Here is a 16904-nt window from a genome sequence, read left to right on the forward strand (position 1 = left end):
AACTAAGACGCTGAACGCGCAGTTCGAGCAACAGCCTTAACCCGCCAAAGCAAAATAAAGGCAAGGCTTGCAAAGCCAATAGCAGCAAAGTAAAACACAACCGTTGTTGAAAGATGCTCTACGCTCATACCCACTAGTAACGACGCTAAAATAACCCCGATGTTTTGAGCAATGTGCACTTTGGCAAAGTCGCTGCCGTAATGTGCAGGCTCACTTTTGGCAAATAGCATTACTTCTAGCAGTACCATCACTTGAAATAGCGCAAAACCATATAAAACACGTGATAAAATCACTAACCCAACCGACTCCTGCGCTTGTAAATAAAGCCCAAGCGCCCCTAAAATAAGTGCACATAACAAAGTGCTAGTGCGGCTTAATGTTGGCAGTGGTAAATGCTGCCTGAAATGGTTAAAAACCAGCATAACAAGCGCGGCAAAGGCAGGAATGGCGTATACAACAGCGCTTTGCAAGGTGCTGCTTTGTGCGTTTAATGCTTGCCAATGAGTAGTAAAGAAGGGGCGAATTAAAAACGCGCTAAAATAAACCACCACACTTAAAAAGCAAAATTGCCAAATAAAATAGGGAATACGTTCTCGCGGTTTTTCAGTCGCTATTGCTTGCTGATAAATACCTGTTTTTAATGAATACATTAAGTAGGCGCATAATAAAACCTGAACTAGGTCACCGGCACTACTGAGTAATAACGCATAGCGTGGCTCTGCTAAACTAAAGAAGTAACCACCAATTAAAGCACCACCAATCGCACCAAAATGCATCAATACAGAAAACAAACCAATAATAGATAAATGCTTAGTTTGTTGCTCTAATCGCAGTGCAAATGGGTATATAAGTAGGTAGCTTGCCTTTAGCACCAACATAAGTTGGTAGTAAATCCAAAACTCCCACACATTGGTCGCAAAGTAGCAAAGCAGACCAAAACCAGCGGCTACTACTTGGGTTACTAACCACAAAGCCAACTCATTGTATTTTTTAGCGACCTTAGCCCATAGTGGTAAAGCCAGCATTACAGTAATACAACAGTTAGCCACAAAGAGGCCGATTAACGTGGCGTTACTAATAGCAAATTCACTAGCAAAAAATTGCGGATAAAACGGTAGCAACAAGGTATCGCATACCACCGAAATAACCGTCAGCAAAATTAGCGCTAAACGAAGACTCATGCGGCGCTACTCTGCTGTTGTGCTGATAGGGTTACATCACTTAAATCAAAGTTTTGAAAAGCAATTTTTTGCTCAACCTGATAAGGCGAATAACCTAAAATTTCACGTAAAATAATACTATTACGGTAGCAAGCCATACCTAAATCTGGAGTTACAAAACCATGAGTATGCTGCTCGGCATTTTGTACAAAAATACGTTTTTGTTCGCTATCTACCGCATATTCACGACTCACTAAATAACGACCTTGCTCATCTTGGGGTAATTGGTGGGCAATATTATTTAAAAAAGCAGGGCGCTGATATTTAAAGCCCGTGGCACAAATTAAAAAGTCGGTTTCTATTGAAAAGGGCTGCTCAAGCTCCTGATGATAAAACTCAGTCAGTAAACGCTTACCTACTTTTTGAGTGCCTGTTAGCCTGCTGTTAGTTTTAAATGTAGTAGAAATTGGCCCATCAAGGCTTTGCGCGTAGAGGGTGTCGAAAATGTCGTTAATTAAATCGCCGTTAATGCCCTTAAATAGATTTTTTTGGTTTTGATTGAGCCAATCTCGCTGCTCAGTTTTTAAATTATAAAAGTAATCAACATACTCAGGAGAGGTCATTTCAAGGGTGAGCTTAGTATACTCAAGCGGGAAATAGCGCGGTGAGCGTGCTATCCAATCTAACTGCAAACCTTGCGGTACTGCTTGCTGCAATAAGGTGTGGTAAATTTCTGCTGCACTTTGCCCAGCCCCTACCACGGTAACTCGTTTAGCCGCTTTTAATTCATCAAGCCGATGACAAAAATCGCTACTGTGCATTACGTTATTTGAGTTACTTTGCACAGCGCAATCAGGAATATACGGTGCAGGCCCTGTGCCCAAAACAATATGGCGAGTCACATAATGTTGCATGCCATTAGGGGTGTTACAGCTAACGGTATAACACTCACTTTGCGGGCAAAATTCAACTTGAGTGACTGTTTGTTCAAAGTTAACATTTGAAAGCTGCGAGCAAACCCATTGGCAATATAAGTTGTATTCACGGCGCAATAAAAAAAAGCTTTCGCGAATATAAAACGGGTATAACCGATTATTCAATTTGGCATAATTTAAAAAGCTATATTGGCTGGTTGGATCTGCCATGGTTACTAAATCCGACATAAACGGAGTTTGTAATGTAACGCCCTCAAGCATCATTCCAGGGTGCCAATCAAACTCACTGCGCTGTTCCAAAAACAGGCTTTTTACATCTTCGAGCGGTTCACTTAAACACGCTAAAGATAAGTTAAATGGGCCAAGGCCAATAGCTATAAAATCGTAAGGTTGATTATCCATTATGCAATTTCCCTATAAGTTTGCCATGCAATGTGGCTAATTTGCTCAATAACAGCGCGTACATCAGATAATTGGCACTGCGCATTAAGCAATGTAAATTTAAGATAATGACGACCATTTATTTTTGTACGGGCAATCATGGCTTCACCAGTTTTTAAAAACGTTTGTCGTACATGCAGGTTTAAAGAGTCGAGTAAATCAAGGTCATGTTTTAAATCATCAGGGGCAAATCTAAATACTAAGGCACTAAGCTCGGGGTAGTTAACTACTTCAAAGTCGGGGTGATCGTTAAGTACAATATGAGTTTGGCGCGCAAGACCAATAACTTTATCGAACGCGCGGCCAAGTGGTGCTTCTCCAGTGGTGCGCAGTGTTAGCCATAATTTTAAGGCATCAAAACGGCGAGTGGTTTGCAGACTTTTATCTACCAAATTAGGCGTGCCATTACCGGCCTCTGCTAATGGGTTTAAATAATCGGCATATAAAGTAATGTGGCTAAAATGGCGTTTGTCGCTTAATAAAAAGGCACTACAACTAACCGGTTGCATAAATGATTTGTGATAATCAATCGTTATTGAATCAACCAACTCAATGCCATTAAGCGCATTGCGATGGTGCTCACTCACCAACAAACCGCCACCATAAGCGCCATCTACGTGGCACCATAGCTGCTCTTCTTTAGCCAGCATGGCAATATTATGGATTGGATCGATTGAGCCAAAATCGGTTGTGCCTGCGGTAATAACCACTGCAATGGGTAAATCACCTTGCGCTTTGCTTGTTGCTATGGCGGTTTTAAGTGCCTGCATATCCATTTGCATTTTGCTGTTTATAGCCACCGGCACCACGGCGTTGTAACCTAAGCCCAGTAACGCTGCTGCTTTTTGAATACTAAAGTGCGCCACCTCAGAGCAGTAAATTTTAAAGCGCGAGGCAACAGCTGGTAAGCCCTGAAGTTTTACCTGATGTTCTGGCGCATAGCGGCTAACAGCCACTTCACGAGCAACTAACATTGCCATTAAGTTTGATTGTGTGCCGCCACTAGTAAATACTCCATCGGCAGTGCTTGGCAATGCTGCTTTTTGACATGTCCAATCAATCAGCTTTTGCTCAATTAACGTCGCACCTGCGCTTTGATCCCACGTATCTACCGAGGTATTAATAGCAGCAATAATATGTTCGGCCACAACAGCAGGGTAGGTTACAGGACAGTTTAAATGGGCCATATAACGCGGATGATGAAAATACACAGCATGATCTAAATACACGCCTTTTAGCTCTTCAAGCACCGCTGGAAAGTCAGCCAAAGGCTTTGATAAATCAACATCGTTTACTACTTTTGCTAACGCATTTACCGACACACCTGAAAATGGTTTTTGGGCTTTAGCCATCGCTTGCTGAACTGCCGACAACCCTTGCAATGACGCTATCTGATAATTAATGAACTGCTCTAAATTGAATTGTGGGGGCAGGCCGCTTTGTTCAAATACAGCCTGTTTTTCAATGGTATTAATATTTAACACTTGAGATTGAGACACACCAACGTTCCTTGAGTACACTTTTTAGGTGCAAGGATCTTAATGATAATGATTTAGATTTACAATAATGAAAAAAGATTAGATAACAACTTTTTTTAAATTAGAGCTAATAAGCTTGTCGTATATTTTTAACAAAAATCGATAAGCCACATTATTAAACGACAAGCATTACATGCAAAAAAACAAACTTAAAAAACAGAAAGTTAAGTAAATTATTTTAGCGGTAGCAAAGCTATGTTTCTGTCTCTTATACACATCTCCGAGCCCACGAGACCGGAGCCTATCTTAAATATGAGCAATAAATACGCAATTGAGGTTAATAATCATTATTTATGAAATATTTAATACAATATTTAAAGTATTGGCGGTTTTTCTGTTACGTTGGTGTTTGTATTAACGCTAAAGGACGTCATGATGGAAGTAAAGCAACTAGCAAGTCAGACCTTAATCGGCTTAAAAGTAAGAACCTGCAACGCCAATGAAATGAACGCTGGCACTGCAAATATAGCTGAACTTTGGCAAAAATTTGGTGAAAAGTTTGCCAACAGCCTTACAGAAAACACCAAAGTGTATGGTGTGTATACTAATTACGAAAGCGATCTCACAGGCGATTTTGACGTAATTGCCTGCTGCGATAATTTATCAATTAAACTCCCTGAAGCTAAAAAAGTAACCATCCAAGCGGGGCGTTATTTGGTATTTAAAGGTGAGGGTGAAATGCCCGATGCGGTGATCGATTTATGGGGCGAAATTTGGCAATACTTCAGCTCAGACGATTGCCGCTATGAACGTACTTACACCAGTGATTTTGAGTATTATAAAAACAGTAACGAAATAGAAATTGCCATTGCAATTAAAGACTAAAAAAGGCTAGGTTTGTAAGCGCAAACCTAGCCTTTCATTGGTGTTATTTAACCCCTGCCCACTAAATCATTGGTTATTACTGGCCAGCTTGGTTTTTAAATCATGTAAATCGCACGCCGTTATTGTAGGCGTTAGTTCCCAGGGATCAAAAATAGCCTCACTTGAGCGCTGTATCCACGCAGCACGCATACCGTGCGATAACGCCCCAATAACATCAAACGGATTACTCGATATAAGCCAGGTATTAGCACCGGTTGAATTTGCCTGACGTAAAAAATGACTATAAACACCGGGGTTGGGTTTAAAAGTTTTAATATCATCGGCGCTCACTACACCTTCAAAAAGCTCACTTATGCCTGCCGTTTCGAGCAAAGTATTTACCGCACTGGCCGCACCATTAGAAAACGCAAATAACCGATAGTTTTGTGCTTTTAAGCTCTCAAGCCCTGCTTTAACATCATCAAATGCCGGTAAGGTTTTATAGCGTGCTAATAACTGTGCTTTTTGCTCATCGCTTAAAGTTACCTTGTGCAGTAAACACGCATAATTAAGTGCCTGCTCAGTACACACCGAAAACGGCACGTAGTTTTGCATTAATCCGCGTCTAAACGAATATTCGAGTTGTTTTTCACGCCAAGTAGTTGAAAATGCGTGCGCGTTGTCGCCAACCATATTTTCAAGTAACGACACCACGCCATGGGTATTTATAAGCGTACCGTATACATCAAACGCCAGTGTAGTTGCCATTAATGGACTCCTGTTTAAATCGTTACTAAAACGCGGTTTTACTACTCAATATTATTCACCTTATCAGTTAATAAAGTACAGTAACAACACCCGCGTTTTAAGTCGTTACTGTAAACCCCCGTTACGGTTTGGTTAAAAATAGCGCATGGTAAATTGGGTGTCCAAAGTGAATCTTTCAACACATTGTGGTTAAATATTAATAATTTACAGTACATGTTTGGGCGTTGCTTTGTTGGCAGTAATGAAAGTCTAAAAAATAAAACGCTTCAGCAGGCTTTATATTATGCTTAATTACGTTATACATTAACTGCGCACTGAGTCGCCCCATTTCATATGGATTTTGACCAACATTTGATGAAGATAAACCTTTGCTAAGCGCGTCTAATTGTATTTTTTCGGTATCTGCTGAAACAATAATAAGTTCTTTTGAATCAAGTTTATGTTTGTAGGGTGTCATCAAGTCTATGTACTCAGTATTAAATTGCGCAAAACCGGCAACAGCAACAAACGCAGGAGGCTTGTCCATCTTTGTAAGGCTTTTTACTTGCTCTAAGGAGGCGCCCCTTTTTCCTAAACTATAAAGAGGGCAGCGGTTATACTCGCTCCAGCCATTTTCTCCCGATAAGCGCTGACTACTTTGCCCAGAAAGCGCAAACCTAACACCTGCGATTCTTTTATTTAAGTTTGGTGCAGTAGGATGACCAGATTGAATACAAATACGCTTATTTTCTTCACTTACTAAATTCTTTAATTGATTGCCTAACGCAACACCAAAGTCAAAATTATCAGTACCAACGTAAGCGAGCCTGTACTGGTGATCTTTTGCTAATAAATCTGAGTCAAAAGTAATAACAGGAATGTTTTTTTCAAATAAATCTTTAAGGGCTCTCTCTACCAAATAATCAGAATCTGATATTGAAACTAATAAACCATCAATCCCACTTTTCATCATGTCATTAATAATTAAAGCTTGGGTTCGAATATCTTGATAATCATCAGGCCCATCATATTTACAGGTAACGTCAGGCTTTGACTTTGCAAACTCGGTACACCCTTTGTACGCCTGAATATAAAAGCTATCGTTTTTAGTTTTTCCTACTATGCCAATGACAAATTGAGCATTTGCAAAAAATGGCAAACACAGCAGCACAAAAAATAATGAAAACGATATTTTAGGTTTGTAAATAGAACAAGAGCTGTAAATAAACTTAGGTTTAATAAAAAACAACGACTAGTATCCTTAATTAAAACGGCATTAATTACAAATTGATATATCAGAATAGCACTTCAAAACAATATAGCGACCACATTGAATATAAATTAAAAAACCAAAAAATAATCCTTAACCGCAATGCTTTTACACAAAGCAATGGCAATAGTAACCTTTTGCTAACGAACAGCTTTGCATTCAGTTGAATACTGTAAACCTCCGTTACGGTTTGGTTAAAAATACCGTATGGTAAGGTGGGGTTTTTTCGTTTCTTTTGAAGGAGAGTTTACAAAATGCTGTGGAAATCAATTCTGCAATTTCACATTAATCTAAGTATTAAAGTTAAGCTTTAAATTAATTGAGAAGTGGAGCAGACCACCATGTAGGCTGAAATATAACGACAGGAGTGAGGGCTAATGCTAAAAGCCAAAATATAGCAGCTTGAGCTCGGCTTTTACTAATACGGTAAGACAGTAGCCATAAAAGGGAACTAACTATCATCACAACAAAATATAATAATACTCCATAAACGCCAATACCTTTACCGGCTAAAATAAACTCACTAAATGTGAGGGTTAAGTAAACTTCCGTCACCACGGCCAATAAAACAGCAACTAAAAATAAGAAACTACCCATAAAATGTCTGTTCATTATCGTAACCCTAAATCGTATAATGGCTTGGCTAACTCTTTTTAGTTATGTTGTGATGAGTTGGCTTCTAATTTAACCAGTGGCAATATTAACCGCCATTTTGCTGCGTTATAAACCACCAAAATGATGTTTTGTAAACTGTCACGTGTATAAGGATAGTATGAAGTACCTATTGAATATCTTGGTGTTATTAATCTCATTTCAACTTAATGCTCAAGAGATCAAAGTTAATACCGGAAAGTATTCCGATTATTATCACATGAAATACGAACTTACTTCAGGCAATTATTCTGTAAACACTGAATATGGATTTTCTAAAGGTGGTCAATTTGAAGTATTTGTTCCTAAGGAACGCTTTCCAATCGCCGCTCCAAGTTGCAAAAAGGATATCATAATTCGTATGCCGCACTCGGGCTCCGAAAAACGTAAACGAGCCCTATACAATGAGCTATTGCTGTCCAAAACTATTACAGTTACATTGGAGCTGAATCCATATGTTAAGGTCTTAAAAAAAGATCCATTACAAGTTGAATTAAAGTATTGCAATGTATTTTTCAGACAAAAAGCTGGCGACTATTTTGATCAGCTTTAATGCATATAATGAGGGTAAAAACACTAGATTATTGCCCTCGCGTTGCTTATATCAGCCAGCTGCTTTTAGCCCATTATTGGGGCATTATATTTCTCTATGAATTCTAGGTGAAATTTACTTATGAAAGGCAGACTCAATGAGTATAGGGTAAGGGTAGCTGATTACCGTATAATTTATGAGATACACGACTCTGAAATGATCATATTAGTGGTAAAAGTTGGTCACAGAAAGGCTATATAAATAATAGATCTAATTAAGTAATAGCTAGAAGTAGGGGGTTACTGATTTATCTTATTGCTTTAGACTTTATCTAATAGGCAAAATAAGGATAACGGGTCGGTCAATGAATTTGATGTCTGAAGTCAAGATTTGACCCCCTTTGGTTGTTGATGTCTGAAGTCAAGATTTGACCCCCTTTGGTTGTTGGACCCCCTTTGGTTGTTGACCCCCTTTGGTTGTTGACCCCCTTTGGTTGTTTACATGCCCGAAAACATAACAAGTAAATCCAGGTGACGCCTACGGTGTCCTGATTTAGCCATTCTAAGCCAAGGAGAGTTAGTTGAAAATACTCGTATTACTCAGCTTGTGTTACATACTAATTATGAGCTTTAGCTCTTTTAGTCAGTCACATGTTAGTGTCGCTGAAATCAATGGTGCAAATCTTGAATACATCGATATTGGAGAAGGTGAGTTCAATATCGTTATCGAATCAGGTGTTGGTATGGGCGTAAATTACTGGAAGCCTTTACTTCGAGATTTACAGGAATTACAGCAGCGAATAATTATTTATTCACGTGCTGGAATTGGTAAATCCACTGATTTACCTGACGTTTCGTTAAAGAGCTCGAATAAACGTTTAAATGACTTGTTGGCAACGCTAAAAGTGAAAAAAGACATTATCTTAGTTGGCCATTCTTATGGAGGCTTACATGCTCGAGAATATGCGGCTTCTTTTTCTGACCACATCAGTGGAATGGTTTTACTTGACCCAAGCCACGAACTTTTTTCAAATAAACTTAAAAAATTAAATAATGAATGGGCCGAAAATGATGAGAAAAAATTAAATACTATTATGGCTGGCAGTCGAGAATGGGCTGTATTACAAAGTGAATATAAAAAAGGTATGTTATCAGATGGCGGAACAATAATGACGATACCCACGATTGTTGTCACATCTACTAAGAACGCTGAAAGTGATTGGTGGATTGGCCATAGTTCCGAAGGCAAAAAGGTTTGGAGAAACCTACATTCCTCGTTAGTCAAGAATAACCCAAACTCTATTCATATTACTTCAAATGTTGTAGGGCACAATATACCATTGGAGAAACCTGATTTGGTTATTTCATCAATAAATCAATTGATTATGATAGTAGAAGCTAATTACAAAGCCTTAAAGACGAATTAGTAGCAGTTGGCTCTTTTCGCTTCACATTTTAGCCAACTTTTACTCGCCGCTTAAGGCGGCGTTGCCATTGTCTGACTATGGCAATTTTCACTCAGTCATTAATACCAAGCGACTCGGTTAAATTTATTTAATTACACTAGGTTTGTTGCACTCAACCCAACCAAGATTCAACTAACTTAAAACCTTTCACCTTTTGCCTTTAACCTTGCATTTCAACTGTAAACCCCCCTTACATTTTGATTAAAAAAGCCACACCTCAACATGTGTTAAGGTGTGGCTTTTTTGCAGCAGCTGTAATTAAAATTAAGCGACATTCGCTGCTAATAACTCGTTACGTACTAGCTCTGCGCCTTTGCTTAGGGCCTTAAGTTTGCCGTTTGCGATGTCGCGGGGCAGGGGGGCCATGCCGCAGTTGGTGCATGGGTAGAGTTTGTCGGCATCTACATATTTAAGTGCTTCGCGTAGGGTTTTGGCCACCTCTTCGGGAGTTTCTATGGTATTGGTGGCTACATCGATTGCGCCCACCATTATTTTTTTACCGCGTACCAGTTCTAGTAGCTCTATGGGTACATGTGAGTTTTGGCATTCGAGCGAAATAATATCAATATTCGATTTTTGCAGCTTTGGGAATACTTCTTCGTATTGTCGCCACTCGGTGCCGAGGGTTTTCTTCCAATCGGTGTTGGCTTTAATGCCGTAGCCGTAGCAAATATGCACGGCAGTTTCACATTTTAACCCTTCTATGGCTCGCTCAAGGCAGGCTATGCCCCAGTCGTTTACCTCGTCAAAAAACACGTTAAAAGCGGGTTCATCAAATTGGATTATATCAACCCCTGCGGCTTCTAGCTCTTTGGCTTCTTGGTTGAGTATTTTAGCAAATTCCCACGCTAGTTTTTCACGGCTTTTATAGTGATCGTCATACAGGGTGTCGATCATGGTCATTGGCCCGGGCAGTGCCCATTTAATTGGTTGGCTGGTTTGCTGGCGTAAAAACTTGGCGTCTTCAACAAATACCGATTTAGTACGAGACACAGGGCCAACCACTGTGGGTACGCTGGCGTCGTAACGGTCGCGAATTTTAACTGTTTTACGGTTTTCAAAATCAACGCCATTTAAGTGTTCAATAAAGGTGGTTACAAAGTGCTGGCGAGTTTGTTCGCCATCGCTGACTATATCTACGCCTGCAGTTTGTTGCTCGTGCAGGGAAATACGTAGGGCGTCGTGTTTGCCATCTACCAGCTCACTGCCTTGTAATTTCCATGGTGACCATAAGGTTTCGGGCTCAGCAAGCCATGACGGTTTTGGCAAGCTGCCTGCTGATGATGTAGGTAATAGTTTTTTCATAATAAATGCTGCCTTTAATTTTGTTGTGTGATTAAGCGATACTTGCCGAGAACTGCTGCAGCACTGACTGATAAGGCTTAATAAAATGCTGCTCAGTAAATTTACCTTGCTCTACCGCTAATTGACCTCGCTCTGCGCGGTCATACACAATTTGCGTTAACGAATGGTCGTCATTTTTTAAATTAGGTTTATAACGGCTACCAGCGGCGGCGTTGGCGTTATAAATTTCTGGACGATAAATTTTTTGAAACGTTTCCATGGTGCTAATGGTGCTAATTAGTTCAAGGTTGCTGTAGTCGTTAAGTAGGTCACCAAAAAAGTAAAACGCTAACGGCGCAACGCTGTTTGGTGGCATAAAGTAGCGCACTTGTAAGCCCATTTTTTTAAAGTATTGCTCTGTTAACGACGACTCATTAGGCTGATACTCTACGCCTAAAATAGGGTGTAAGTTTTCGGTTTGCTGATAGGTTTTGTTATCAGACACGCTTAAACAAATAACCGGTGGCTTTTTAAAGTGCTGTTTATAGGTATTTGAGTTTACAAAGCATTTAAACAACTTGCCGTGTAAGTCACCAAAGTTATCGGGAATGCTAAATTGCGGTTTGCTTTTGTTATGCTCAAGTAGTAACACGCTAAAGTCGTAGTCGCGCACATACGATGAAAAGTTATTACCCACCATGCCCTCAATTCGCTCGTTGGTTTGACGGTCAATAATATTGGTTTTTAATACCTCAATTGACGGAAATGCCTGGCCACTGCTAGTAATATCTAAATCAACCGAAATGATCTCGAGCTCAATCTCGTAACGATCCCCTTGTGGGTTATCCCAACTGGCCAGTGCATTAAAGCGGTTGTTGATCATTTTTAGGGTATTACGCAGGTTTTGTTGGCGGCTTTCACCCCTTGCTAAATTAGCGAAATTAGTCGTAATACGTGTGTTATTTGATGGATGGTAGTTTTCATCCAAGTTAGTGCTTTTAATAGTAAATGTAAGATCAGTGCTCATAGCCGTATCCTTTCAATTTGAGTTGTTACTGCTTTTATCAATGACACATTACTCGCTGTTAAAACCAAACTAACGGGATAACTGTAATGGTGCTTTGCAGAGTTAATAAATTTATACGCGCTATGTAGCATGAAGAAAAACGGTATTATTTCAGGTAAAACATGAGCCAGATTCACTCTCTTACTAAGTTGAATGAATAAATTAGGCTAGTAGACGCTCCCTATGCGATAAAACCCACTTTAGAAGTCTAGATTTCTAGATGTTTTTACGTGTGTTGTGATTTACTCATACAAAACGTGAGTATTATTCAATGCTTATAGGCACTTAAAGTGCCATTTGCATAAACGGTTGTTGATATACTCGGATAAACCTTGGTGAGCTTAAGCACTTTATTAAGCAGTTCGCCGTCGCAGAACTTTCCACAACATAAGAAGAGACAAAAGGAATGAGTGATTTAATAGTGTTAATTATATACTGCGCCATATTAGGTAGCGGTGTTGGTTTTTTAGCGGGCTTATTAGGAATAGGGGGCGGGCTGGTGATTGTGCCCATACTCAGCATGATATTACTGCACTTTAATGCTTTGCCACCTGAACAAGTAGTGGTGGTTGCCATTGCGACCTCACTGGCCTCTATTTTATTTACCTCGACCTCGTCGGCTATTGCGCATCATAAAAATGGCAATGTACCGTGGGATATTGCACCTTGGGTGATGGCGGGCGTTGCCTTTGGCGCGCTCATTAGTGGCTTTATGGCCGCGCTGTTACCTGAGCATGTGGTACGTTTGGTATTTGCTGTAAGTGTGGTGTTAATTGCATTAAAAATGATTTTTTCAGGTAAGAATGATTCATCATTAGAGCGCCCGTTACCAAATAAAGGACTACTGAGTGTTTATACGACCATAACCGGTGGCTTGTCTGCCATGATAGGTATTGGCGGCGGGGCAGTATTAGTGCCGTTACTGACGTTTTTTTCTGTCGATATGAAAAAAGCCATTGGCTGCGCCTCGGCCTCAGGCATTGTGATAGCCCTGTTTGGTTCAATGGGTTATATCAGTTCAGGCAGCCAGTTATTTAGCCTAAAAGAAGGATTTGCAGGCTTTGTATATTTGCCCGCTTTATTGGGTATTGTATGCACCTCATGGTTTACCGCACCACTCGGCGCTAAAGCCACCCATTATTTGCCAGTTTCAACCATAAAGAAAATATTTGCCGGCTTATTAATAATAATGGCAATAAATATGTTTACTCGATAAGGTTAAAGTTCGCAGGCTTGCTTGCGAATATATTTTGAAATAAAAAATTTTAAGGCAAGGATGCTATGAAAATAGTTAAATTAAGGCATAAAGTTGATAAAACAATCTTAAGTGTTGCTTTGTTCTTTTTGATATCACCTATCATAGGGTTAATTACAGGAACTGCTCATCAGCTTGGAACGACAGGCAGCGACTATCAACAAGCATCGTTAATTGATGACCCAGAGCAATACTGGCAAATTATTATCATGCAACTTACTATTACTTTAGCTATCGGTATCCAAGGGTTTATTACATTCCCAGCCTTAATTGCCGCACGCCAAAAAGTATTAAAGTTTAGAGATAATAATAAAATTTTAGCCAATATCATATTTTATTTGCTCACTCCGGTATTCTTTATCGCTTTGTTGATATTTTTAATATATTTATTTGAACTGTAAGGTTTTAGATCCGTAACCCGCACCCCGACGCCCGTCAATCTTAAGGCGATTAACTAAAATCTACGTCATTTGCGCGTGCTTTATAAATTCATCATAAATACTGTCTTTAATGAGCCTGTCGGGCGTAAAGGCATAATAATGCTGATAAACATTATCAATTGTACCAATGTAATTTACGCCGTAATGGCGCTCCACTTCGGCTTTTACCAAAATAGGCGCAGGGAATATCCCGAACCCTTGCTCACCGAGTGATTTCATTAATGCGCTGTCGTCAACATGGCCTGCTATTGTCATTTCAATCTCTTGCTCTTGCAGCCAATAATAAATAGCACGCGCGACGGGGCTTTCTTTTGCGGGGAGCACTAAAGGCTTGTTGTTTAAAGACTGCGGAAACTGCTTATGTAATTGCGAATGCCATGTTTCGTTACCAAAAAGAGCGATTTGGCTTTTGCCTATTTCATGACAAAACGCCTTAAATGACAAGGTAGTATCGAGTGGTTTATCAGCTAACACTAAATCGATCTTATGAATCGCCATTTGTGCCAGCAGCTCATCTTGTTGGCCATCAATACAGTGCAAGTTGGTAATACAGTCGTTATTAATTAAAGGCGCTAGCCACTTCGACACCAGTGATTTAGGCAACACGTCTGAAATACCGACCTTTAACGTTCGTGAGTATTGCGTGGTATCACCTTGCGTGGTTTCTAGCCATTCGTGAGCAATAGCAAACATATCATTGGTGTATTGCTGAGTTACATGGCCAAACTCCGTTAACTGTAGGCCTCGGCCTTGGCGAACAAACAGTGGTTTTCCTAATCGTTGCTCTAAGTTAGTAATTTGTGAGCTGACCGTTTGCGGCGTTAAATTAAGTATTTTACTCGCCGCAGCAATACTGCCGTGCTTACTTACCTGCCAAAAATAATATAAGTGATTGTAGTTGATGTTGGTAATCATTCGAAAATACCTGTTTTAAAGTAAGAAATAATCAGCTTTTTCCTTTGCCACTAAGTTAGTAGATTACAGTCATGCCTGCAACATAGTTACTATTAAAAGGTGTAATTGCATGAAGCTAAAACTTACAGTTAAAAATAAGATAATTAACGCAAGTGAAAAGATGTCGCTTTTGAAGTTGATAAAAAGCCAATTGGCAAAACATGCTTTAAATATTCGTAAAGTAGAGATTCAAATAAATGATCTTTCGAGTGAGCGCCACGGCACTTTGCAGCAATGCAAAATTAATATTCTTTTGCCGGGGCTACCCAGTATTAATGTAAATACAAAAGGAAGAAGTATGCTGCAAGCGATAAAGCGGGCACTTAAAAGTTTGCAGCACATTCTCGTTAATAAGTATCAACCTTCGCAACCAAGCTCTTAATTTTTATTAATATCGCACTTGCAGTGGCATGGATGCTACTCTTTTAATACGACTCTAATTCCAAGCCATGTTTAGTATTAAACGATTCACTTATTACCTGTTGAGCCTTTAGCGCATTGCTATTGAGCAAAGCCGCCTTTCTTTGTTGGGTTTCGTTACACTCTACCCAACTTACCGTAACTAAAAATCTTTGACCTTGTTCCTTTAACCTTTGACCTCAGCTGTAAACCCCTCACACCATTTTGATTAAAAAGAGAGTGAAATTTTCAATTACCTAAATCCATAAAACTTAGATAAAAAAGTAACTCAAAGTCGTAACTAAGCACTAAATTTGGGTTTTGATTAATAAGCAAGTGTCTACCTAATACCAAACAGATTTATTTACTCGAGAAAATTGAGGTGGATAGAAGATACTGTTAAGGTACTTTGAAATAATAAAAAAATGCCTAACTAACGGCTAAAACCTCTTCCACCTCATAGGACGTTATCTGCTTAATTAAAGTGTTGATGTTCAAGTTTAACTAATGAAGCGAAAATGGAAAATTTCACCAAACTATTAGCAGTTACACTTTATATATTTTCTTTGTCTGGCTGTACTTCTATTGGCAGTTACGTCATGTCAAACCCCGGTATCTATCTTTCTGAAGCACAGTTTATAAAAGCAAAACCTAGCGACATTGGCTTTGAAAAACAAAATTTTTGCTCTTTTAGTACCACTCAATGCATTACATATCTGACTGCTGAACCTTATCAAGCAGCCGAATTTTCGCAAGAGAGTTCTGTTTATTACAACCTTCATGCAACTGGTAATAATGTAGAAAATACAATTTCACACAGAATGACACCAGATACATTTAATCGTTTTAAAGGCACTGCTTTATTGCTTCATGGCTATGGGGGCAGTAAAGAAGCAATGATGGCCTCAGCTATCTATTTTAGAGCGCTTGGTATGAACGTTATTATTCCAGATCTTTTTGGCCATGGTGAATCAACTGAAGCATTTGTATTTGCAGCAAAAGAGCACGGCATTTTAAATGAACTGCTTGCTGAATCACTTTTAAATCAACCAAATAACCAGACTGTTGTAGTCGGCCATTCTATGGGAGCACTTACTGCAAGTAACTTATTATCATCAGAATATGTTGACGCTGCTATTTTACTTGCCCCAATGATGAGTTTTGATGTTGCAGCTAAGGAGTACTTACCTTATAAATCGCCTTTGCTTAGTCATTTTTTTCATAGCGAGATTGATAATATTGTTAACCAAGCAATGTTTGAGGCAGGAGTAACCATTCAAGAAACAAATTTATTGCCTAAATTAACTGAGACTAAAAAACCTGTATTGTTAATTAACTCAGATATTGACTCTCTATCCCCCTCGGCTTACTTTTCATCTATACAAAATGAGTTAGTAAAAAAAATAACTTTTAATGCTCGCTCTCATTCAAGTTTAATGGTGTTTGATCGTGATGATGTTATCGAAATTGAAAACTGGCTAATAACATGGTGAGCCTTCGCTATTTTAGATGACATTGAGTTTATAAGTCATTTTTTATTATTGTCGGGTTTCGTTGCACTCTATCCAACTTACGCTTTGTAAACCCCCATTACATTTTGATTAAAAAAGCCACACGCTATTTGTTTTTAGGGCATTATGTTCGACAGCATTGCGAATTGAAAACAACCCGTATTACATTTAGATATTCTTTTTAAAGAGGAGAACTCTCGCATTACGTTAGATGGTGCGGTAAAAAACATAGCGTTGTTTAGACTATTCGTGATCAACATGTTGAAGCAATGCGATTGTGGAGTAGCAAGCCAGAAGGTTAAATTGAAAAAAGCTGGATGAAGCGATGATTATCGAGTCCGAGTATTTTTTTTGGATTATAAATTCATCAAAGTATACTCGCTCCCTGATCTCATCAGTGAGATTAGTAAGCACTCAACATCACATCGTTATAACGTTAAAAAACCTATAAC

At 39.2% G+C, this 16904-nt stretch carries 17 protein-coding genes and 1 pseudogene; 9 read left to right on the forward strand and 9 right to left on the reverse strand.

The window, feature by feature from the left end; all coding sequences use genetic code 11:
- Window positions 1–2: 2 nt before the first annotated feature.
- Genes FHG08_RS16135 through FHG08_RS16145 form a run of 3 tightly spaced genes read right to left on the reverse strand, consistent with a single transcriptional unit; the run spans window position 3 to window position 4035 of the window.
- A complete protein-coding gene (locus tag FHG08_RS16135; RefSeq protein WP_028834626.1) occupies window positions 3–1181 on the reverse strand; it encodes an MFS transporter in 1179 nt (392 codons plus the stop codon).
- Window positions 1178–2497, reverse strand: coding sequence for a lysine N(6)-hydroxylase/L-ornithine N(5)-oxygenase family protein (locus FHG08_RS16140; RefSeq protein WP_178957061.1), 1320 nt, complete (start codon window positions 2495–2497; stop codon window positions 1178–1180). The genes FHG08_RS16135 and FHG08_RS16140 overlap by 4 nt, the downstream gene beginning before the upstream one ends.
- Complete coding sequence (locus FHG08_RS16145; RefSeq protein ID WP_178957062.1) at window positions 2497–4035, reverse strand: aspartate aminotransferase family protein; 1539 nt, start codon at window positions 4033–4035, stop codon at window positions 2497–2499. Before FHG08_RS16145 ends, FHG08_RS16140 begins: the two co-directional genes overlap by 1 nt.
- 414 nt (window positions 4036–4449) lie before the next feature.
- On the opposite strand from FHG08_RS16145, the gene FHG08_RS16150 reads away from it, so the two are divergent.
- Window positions 4450–4899, forward strand: coding sequence for a GyrI-like domain-containing protein (locus tag FHG08_RS16150; RefSeq protein WP_178957434.1), 450 nt, complete (start codon window positions 4450–4452; stop codon window positions 4897–4899).
- 66 nt (window positions 4900–4965) lie between these two features.
- On the opposite strand, the gene FHG08_RS16155 is transcribed toward FHG08_RS16150, so the two are convergent.
- The 3 genes from FHG08_RS16155 to FHG08_RS16165 form a co-directional block, all read right to left on the reverse strand.
- The gene (locus FHG08_RS16155) at window positions 4966–5646 is read right to left on the reverse strand and encodes a haloacid dehalogenase type II (protein ID WP_178957063.1); all 681 of its coding nucleotides are present in this window, start codon (window positions 5644–5646) and stop codon (window positions 4966–4968) included.
- A gap of 196 nt (window positions 5647–5842) precedes the next feature.
- Window positions 5843–6874 (reverse strand): substrate-binding domain-containing protein, encoded by a 1032-nt coding sequence (locus FHG08_RS16160; protein ID WP_178957064.1) that lies wholly within the window; start codon window positions 6872–6874, stop codon window positions 5843–5845.
- A 336-nt stretch (window positions 6875–7210) separates the two neighbouring features.
- Window positions 7211–7507 carry a hypothetical protein gene (locus FHG08_RS16165; RefSeq protein ID WP_178957065.1) on the reverse strand — a complete coding sequence of 99 codons (297 nt, stop codon included), beginning with the start codon at window positions 7505–7507 and terminating at the stop codon, window positions 7211–7213.
- 160 nt (window positions 7508–7667) lie between these two features.
- Between FHG08_RS16165 and FHG08_RS16170 the strand changes: the two genes are divergently transcribed.
- The 3 genes from FHG08_RS16170 (at window position 7668) to FHG08_RS16180 (ending at window position 9504) form a co-directional block, all read left to right on the forward strand.
- Entirely contained in the window at window positions 7668–8099 is a 432-nt protein-coding gene (locus FHG08_RS16170) for a hypothetical protein (RefSeq protein ID WP_178957066.1), read from the forward strand.
- A 120-nt stretch (window positions 8100–8219) separates the two neighbouring features.
- Window positions 8220–8339, forward strand: coding sequence for a type II toxin-antitoxin system RelE/ParE family toxin (locus FHG08_RS19250; protein WP_178957067.1), 120 nt, complete (start codon window positions 8220–8222; stop codon window positions 8337–8339).
- 319 nt (window positions 8340–8658) lie between these two features.
- Entirely contained in the window at window positions 8659–9504 is an 846-nt protein-coding gene (locus FHG08_RS16180; protein ID WP_178957068.1) for an alpha/beta fold hydrolase, read from the forward strand.
- Between the two features lie 303 nt (window positions 9505–9807).
- Here FHG08_RS16180 and FHG08_RS16185 read toward each other — a convergent pair whose 3' ends face one another.
- Entirely contained in the window at window positions 9808–10848 is a 1041-nt protein-coding gene (locus tag FHG08_RS16185; RefSeq protein ID WP_178957069.1) for a methionine synthase, read from the reverse strand.
- A 31-nt stretch (window positions 10849–10879) separates the two neighbouring features.
- Window positions 10880–11854 (reverse strand): DUF1852 domain-containing protein, encoded by a 975-nt coding sequence (locus FHG08_RS16190; RefSeq protein WP_008110817.1) that lies wholly within the window; start codon window positions 11852–11854, stop codon window positions 10880–10882.
- A gap of 445 nt (window positions 11855–12299) precedes the next feature.
- Here FHG08_RS16190 and FHG08_RS16195 point away from each other — a divergent pair, with 445 nt between their 5' ends.
- Both FHG08_RS16195 and FHG08_RS16200 read left to right on the forward strand, forming a co-directional pair.
- The gene (locus FHG08_RS16195) at window positions 12300–13109 is read left to right on the forward strand and encodes a sulfite exporter TauE/SafE family protein (RefSeq protein ID WP_178957070.1); all 810 of its coding nucleotides are present in this window, start codon (window positions 12300–12302) and stop codon (window positions 13107–13109) included.
- A gap of 65 nt (window positions 13110–13174) precedes the next feature.
- Entirely contained in the window at window positions 13175–13549 is a 375-nt protein-coding gene (locus FHG08_RS16200) for a hypothetical protein (protein WP_178957071.1), read from the forward strand.
- A gap of 60 nt (window positions 13550–13609) precedes the next feature.
- Here FHG08_RS16200 and nhaR read toward each other — a convergent pair whose 3' ends face one another.
- The gene (nhaR, locus tag FHG08_RS16205; RefSeq protein ID WP_178957072.1) at window positions 13610–14503 is read right to left on the reverse strand and encodes a transcriptional activator NhaR; all 894 of its coding nucleotides are present in this window, start codon (window positions 14501–14503) and stop codon (window positions 13610–13612) included.
- 109 nt (window positions 14504–14612) lie between these two features.
- Between nhaR and FHG08_RS16210 the strand changes: the two genes are divergently transcribed.
- The 3 genes and pseudogenes from FHG08_RS16210 to FHG08_RS19255 all read left to right on the forward strand — a co-directional run.
- Complete coding sequence (locus FHG08_RS16210; protein ID WP_008110823.1) at window positions 14613–14924, forward strand: hypothetical protein; 312 nt, start codon at window positions 14613–14615, stop codon at window positions 14922–14924.
- 535 nt (window positions 14925–15459) lie between these two features.
- The gene (locus FHG08_RS16215) at window positions 15460–16434 is read left to right on the forward strand and encodes an alpha/beta hydrolase (protein WP_178957073.1); all 975 of its coding nucleotides are present in this window, start codon (window positions 15460–15462) and stop codon (window positions 16432–16434) included.
- A gap of 128 nt (window positions 16435–16562) precedes the next feature.
- Window positions 16563–16773, forward strand: a pseudogene (locus FHG08_RS19255) (ISAs1 family transposase); the annotation flags it as partial.
- Window positions 16774–16904 lie beyond the last annotated feature (131 nt).

Origin of the sequence: Pseudoalteromonas sp. Scap03 (assembly GCF_013393115.1) — a bacterium.
Lineage (GTDB): Bacteria > Pseudomonadota > Gammaproteobacteria > Enterobacterales > Alteromonadaceae > Pseudoalteromonas.

Coding starts and splice junctions, on each gene's coding strand:
- FHG08_RS16135 (WP_028834626.1), bottom strand. CDS start 1,181: ATGAGTCTTCGTTTAGCGCTAATTTTGCTGACGGTTATTTCGGTGGTA.
- FHG08_RS16140 (WP_178957061.1), bottom strand. CDS start 2,497: ATGGATAATCAACCTTACGATTTTATAGCTATTGGCCTTGGCCCATTT.
- FHG08_RS16150 (WP_178957434.1), top strand. CDS start 4,450: ATGGAAGTAAAGCAACTAGCAAGTCAGACCTTAATCGGCTTAAAAGTA.
- FHG08_RS16155 (WP_178957063.1), bottom strand. CDS start 5,646: ATGGCAACTACACTGGCGTTTGATGTATACGGTACGCTTATAAATACC.
- FHG08_RS16165 (WP_178957065.1), bottom strand. CDS start 7,507: ATGAACAGACATTTTATGGGTAGTTTCTTATTTTTAGTTGCTGTTTTA.
- FHG08_RS16170 (WP_178957066.1), top strand. CDS start 7,668: ATGAAGTACCTATTGAATATCTTGGTGTTATTAATCTCATTTCAACTT.
- FHG08_RS19250 (WP_178957067.1), top strand. CDS start 8,220: ATGAAAGGCAGACTCAATGAGTATAGGGTAAGGGTAGCTGATTACCGT.
- FHG08_RS16185 (WP_178957069.1), bottom strand. CDS start 10,848: ATGAAAAAACTATTACCTACATCATCAGCAGGCAGCTTGCCAAAACCG.
- FHG08_RS16190 (WP_008110817.1), bottom strand. CDS start 11,854: ATGAGCACTGATCTTACATTTACTATTAAAAGCACTAACTTGGATGAA.
- FHG08_RS16195 (WP_178957070.1), top strand. CDS start 12,300: ATGAGTGATTTAATAGTGTTAATTATATACTGCGCCATATTAGGTAGC.
- FHG08_RS16200 (WP_178957071.1), top strand. CDS start 13,175: ATGAAAATAGTTAAATTAAGGCATAAAGTTGATAAAACAATCTTAAGT.
- nhaR (WP_178957072.1), bottom strand. CDS start 14,503: ATGATTACCAACATCAACTACAATCACTTATATTATTTTTGGCAGGTA.
- FHG08_RS16210 (WP_008110823.1), top strand. CDS start 14,613: ATGAAGCTAAAACTTACAGTTAAAAATAAGATAATTAACGCAAGTGAA.
- FHG08_RS16215 (WP_178957073.1), top strand. CDS start 15,460: ATGGAAAATTTCACCAAACTATTAGCAGTTACACTTTATATATTTTCT.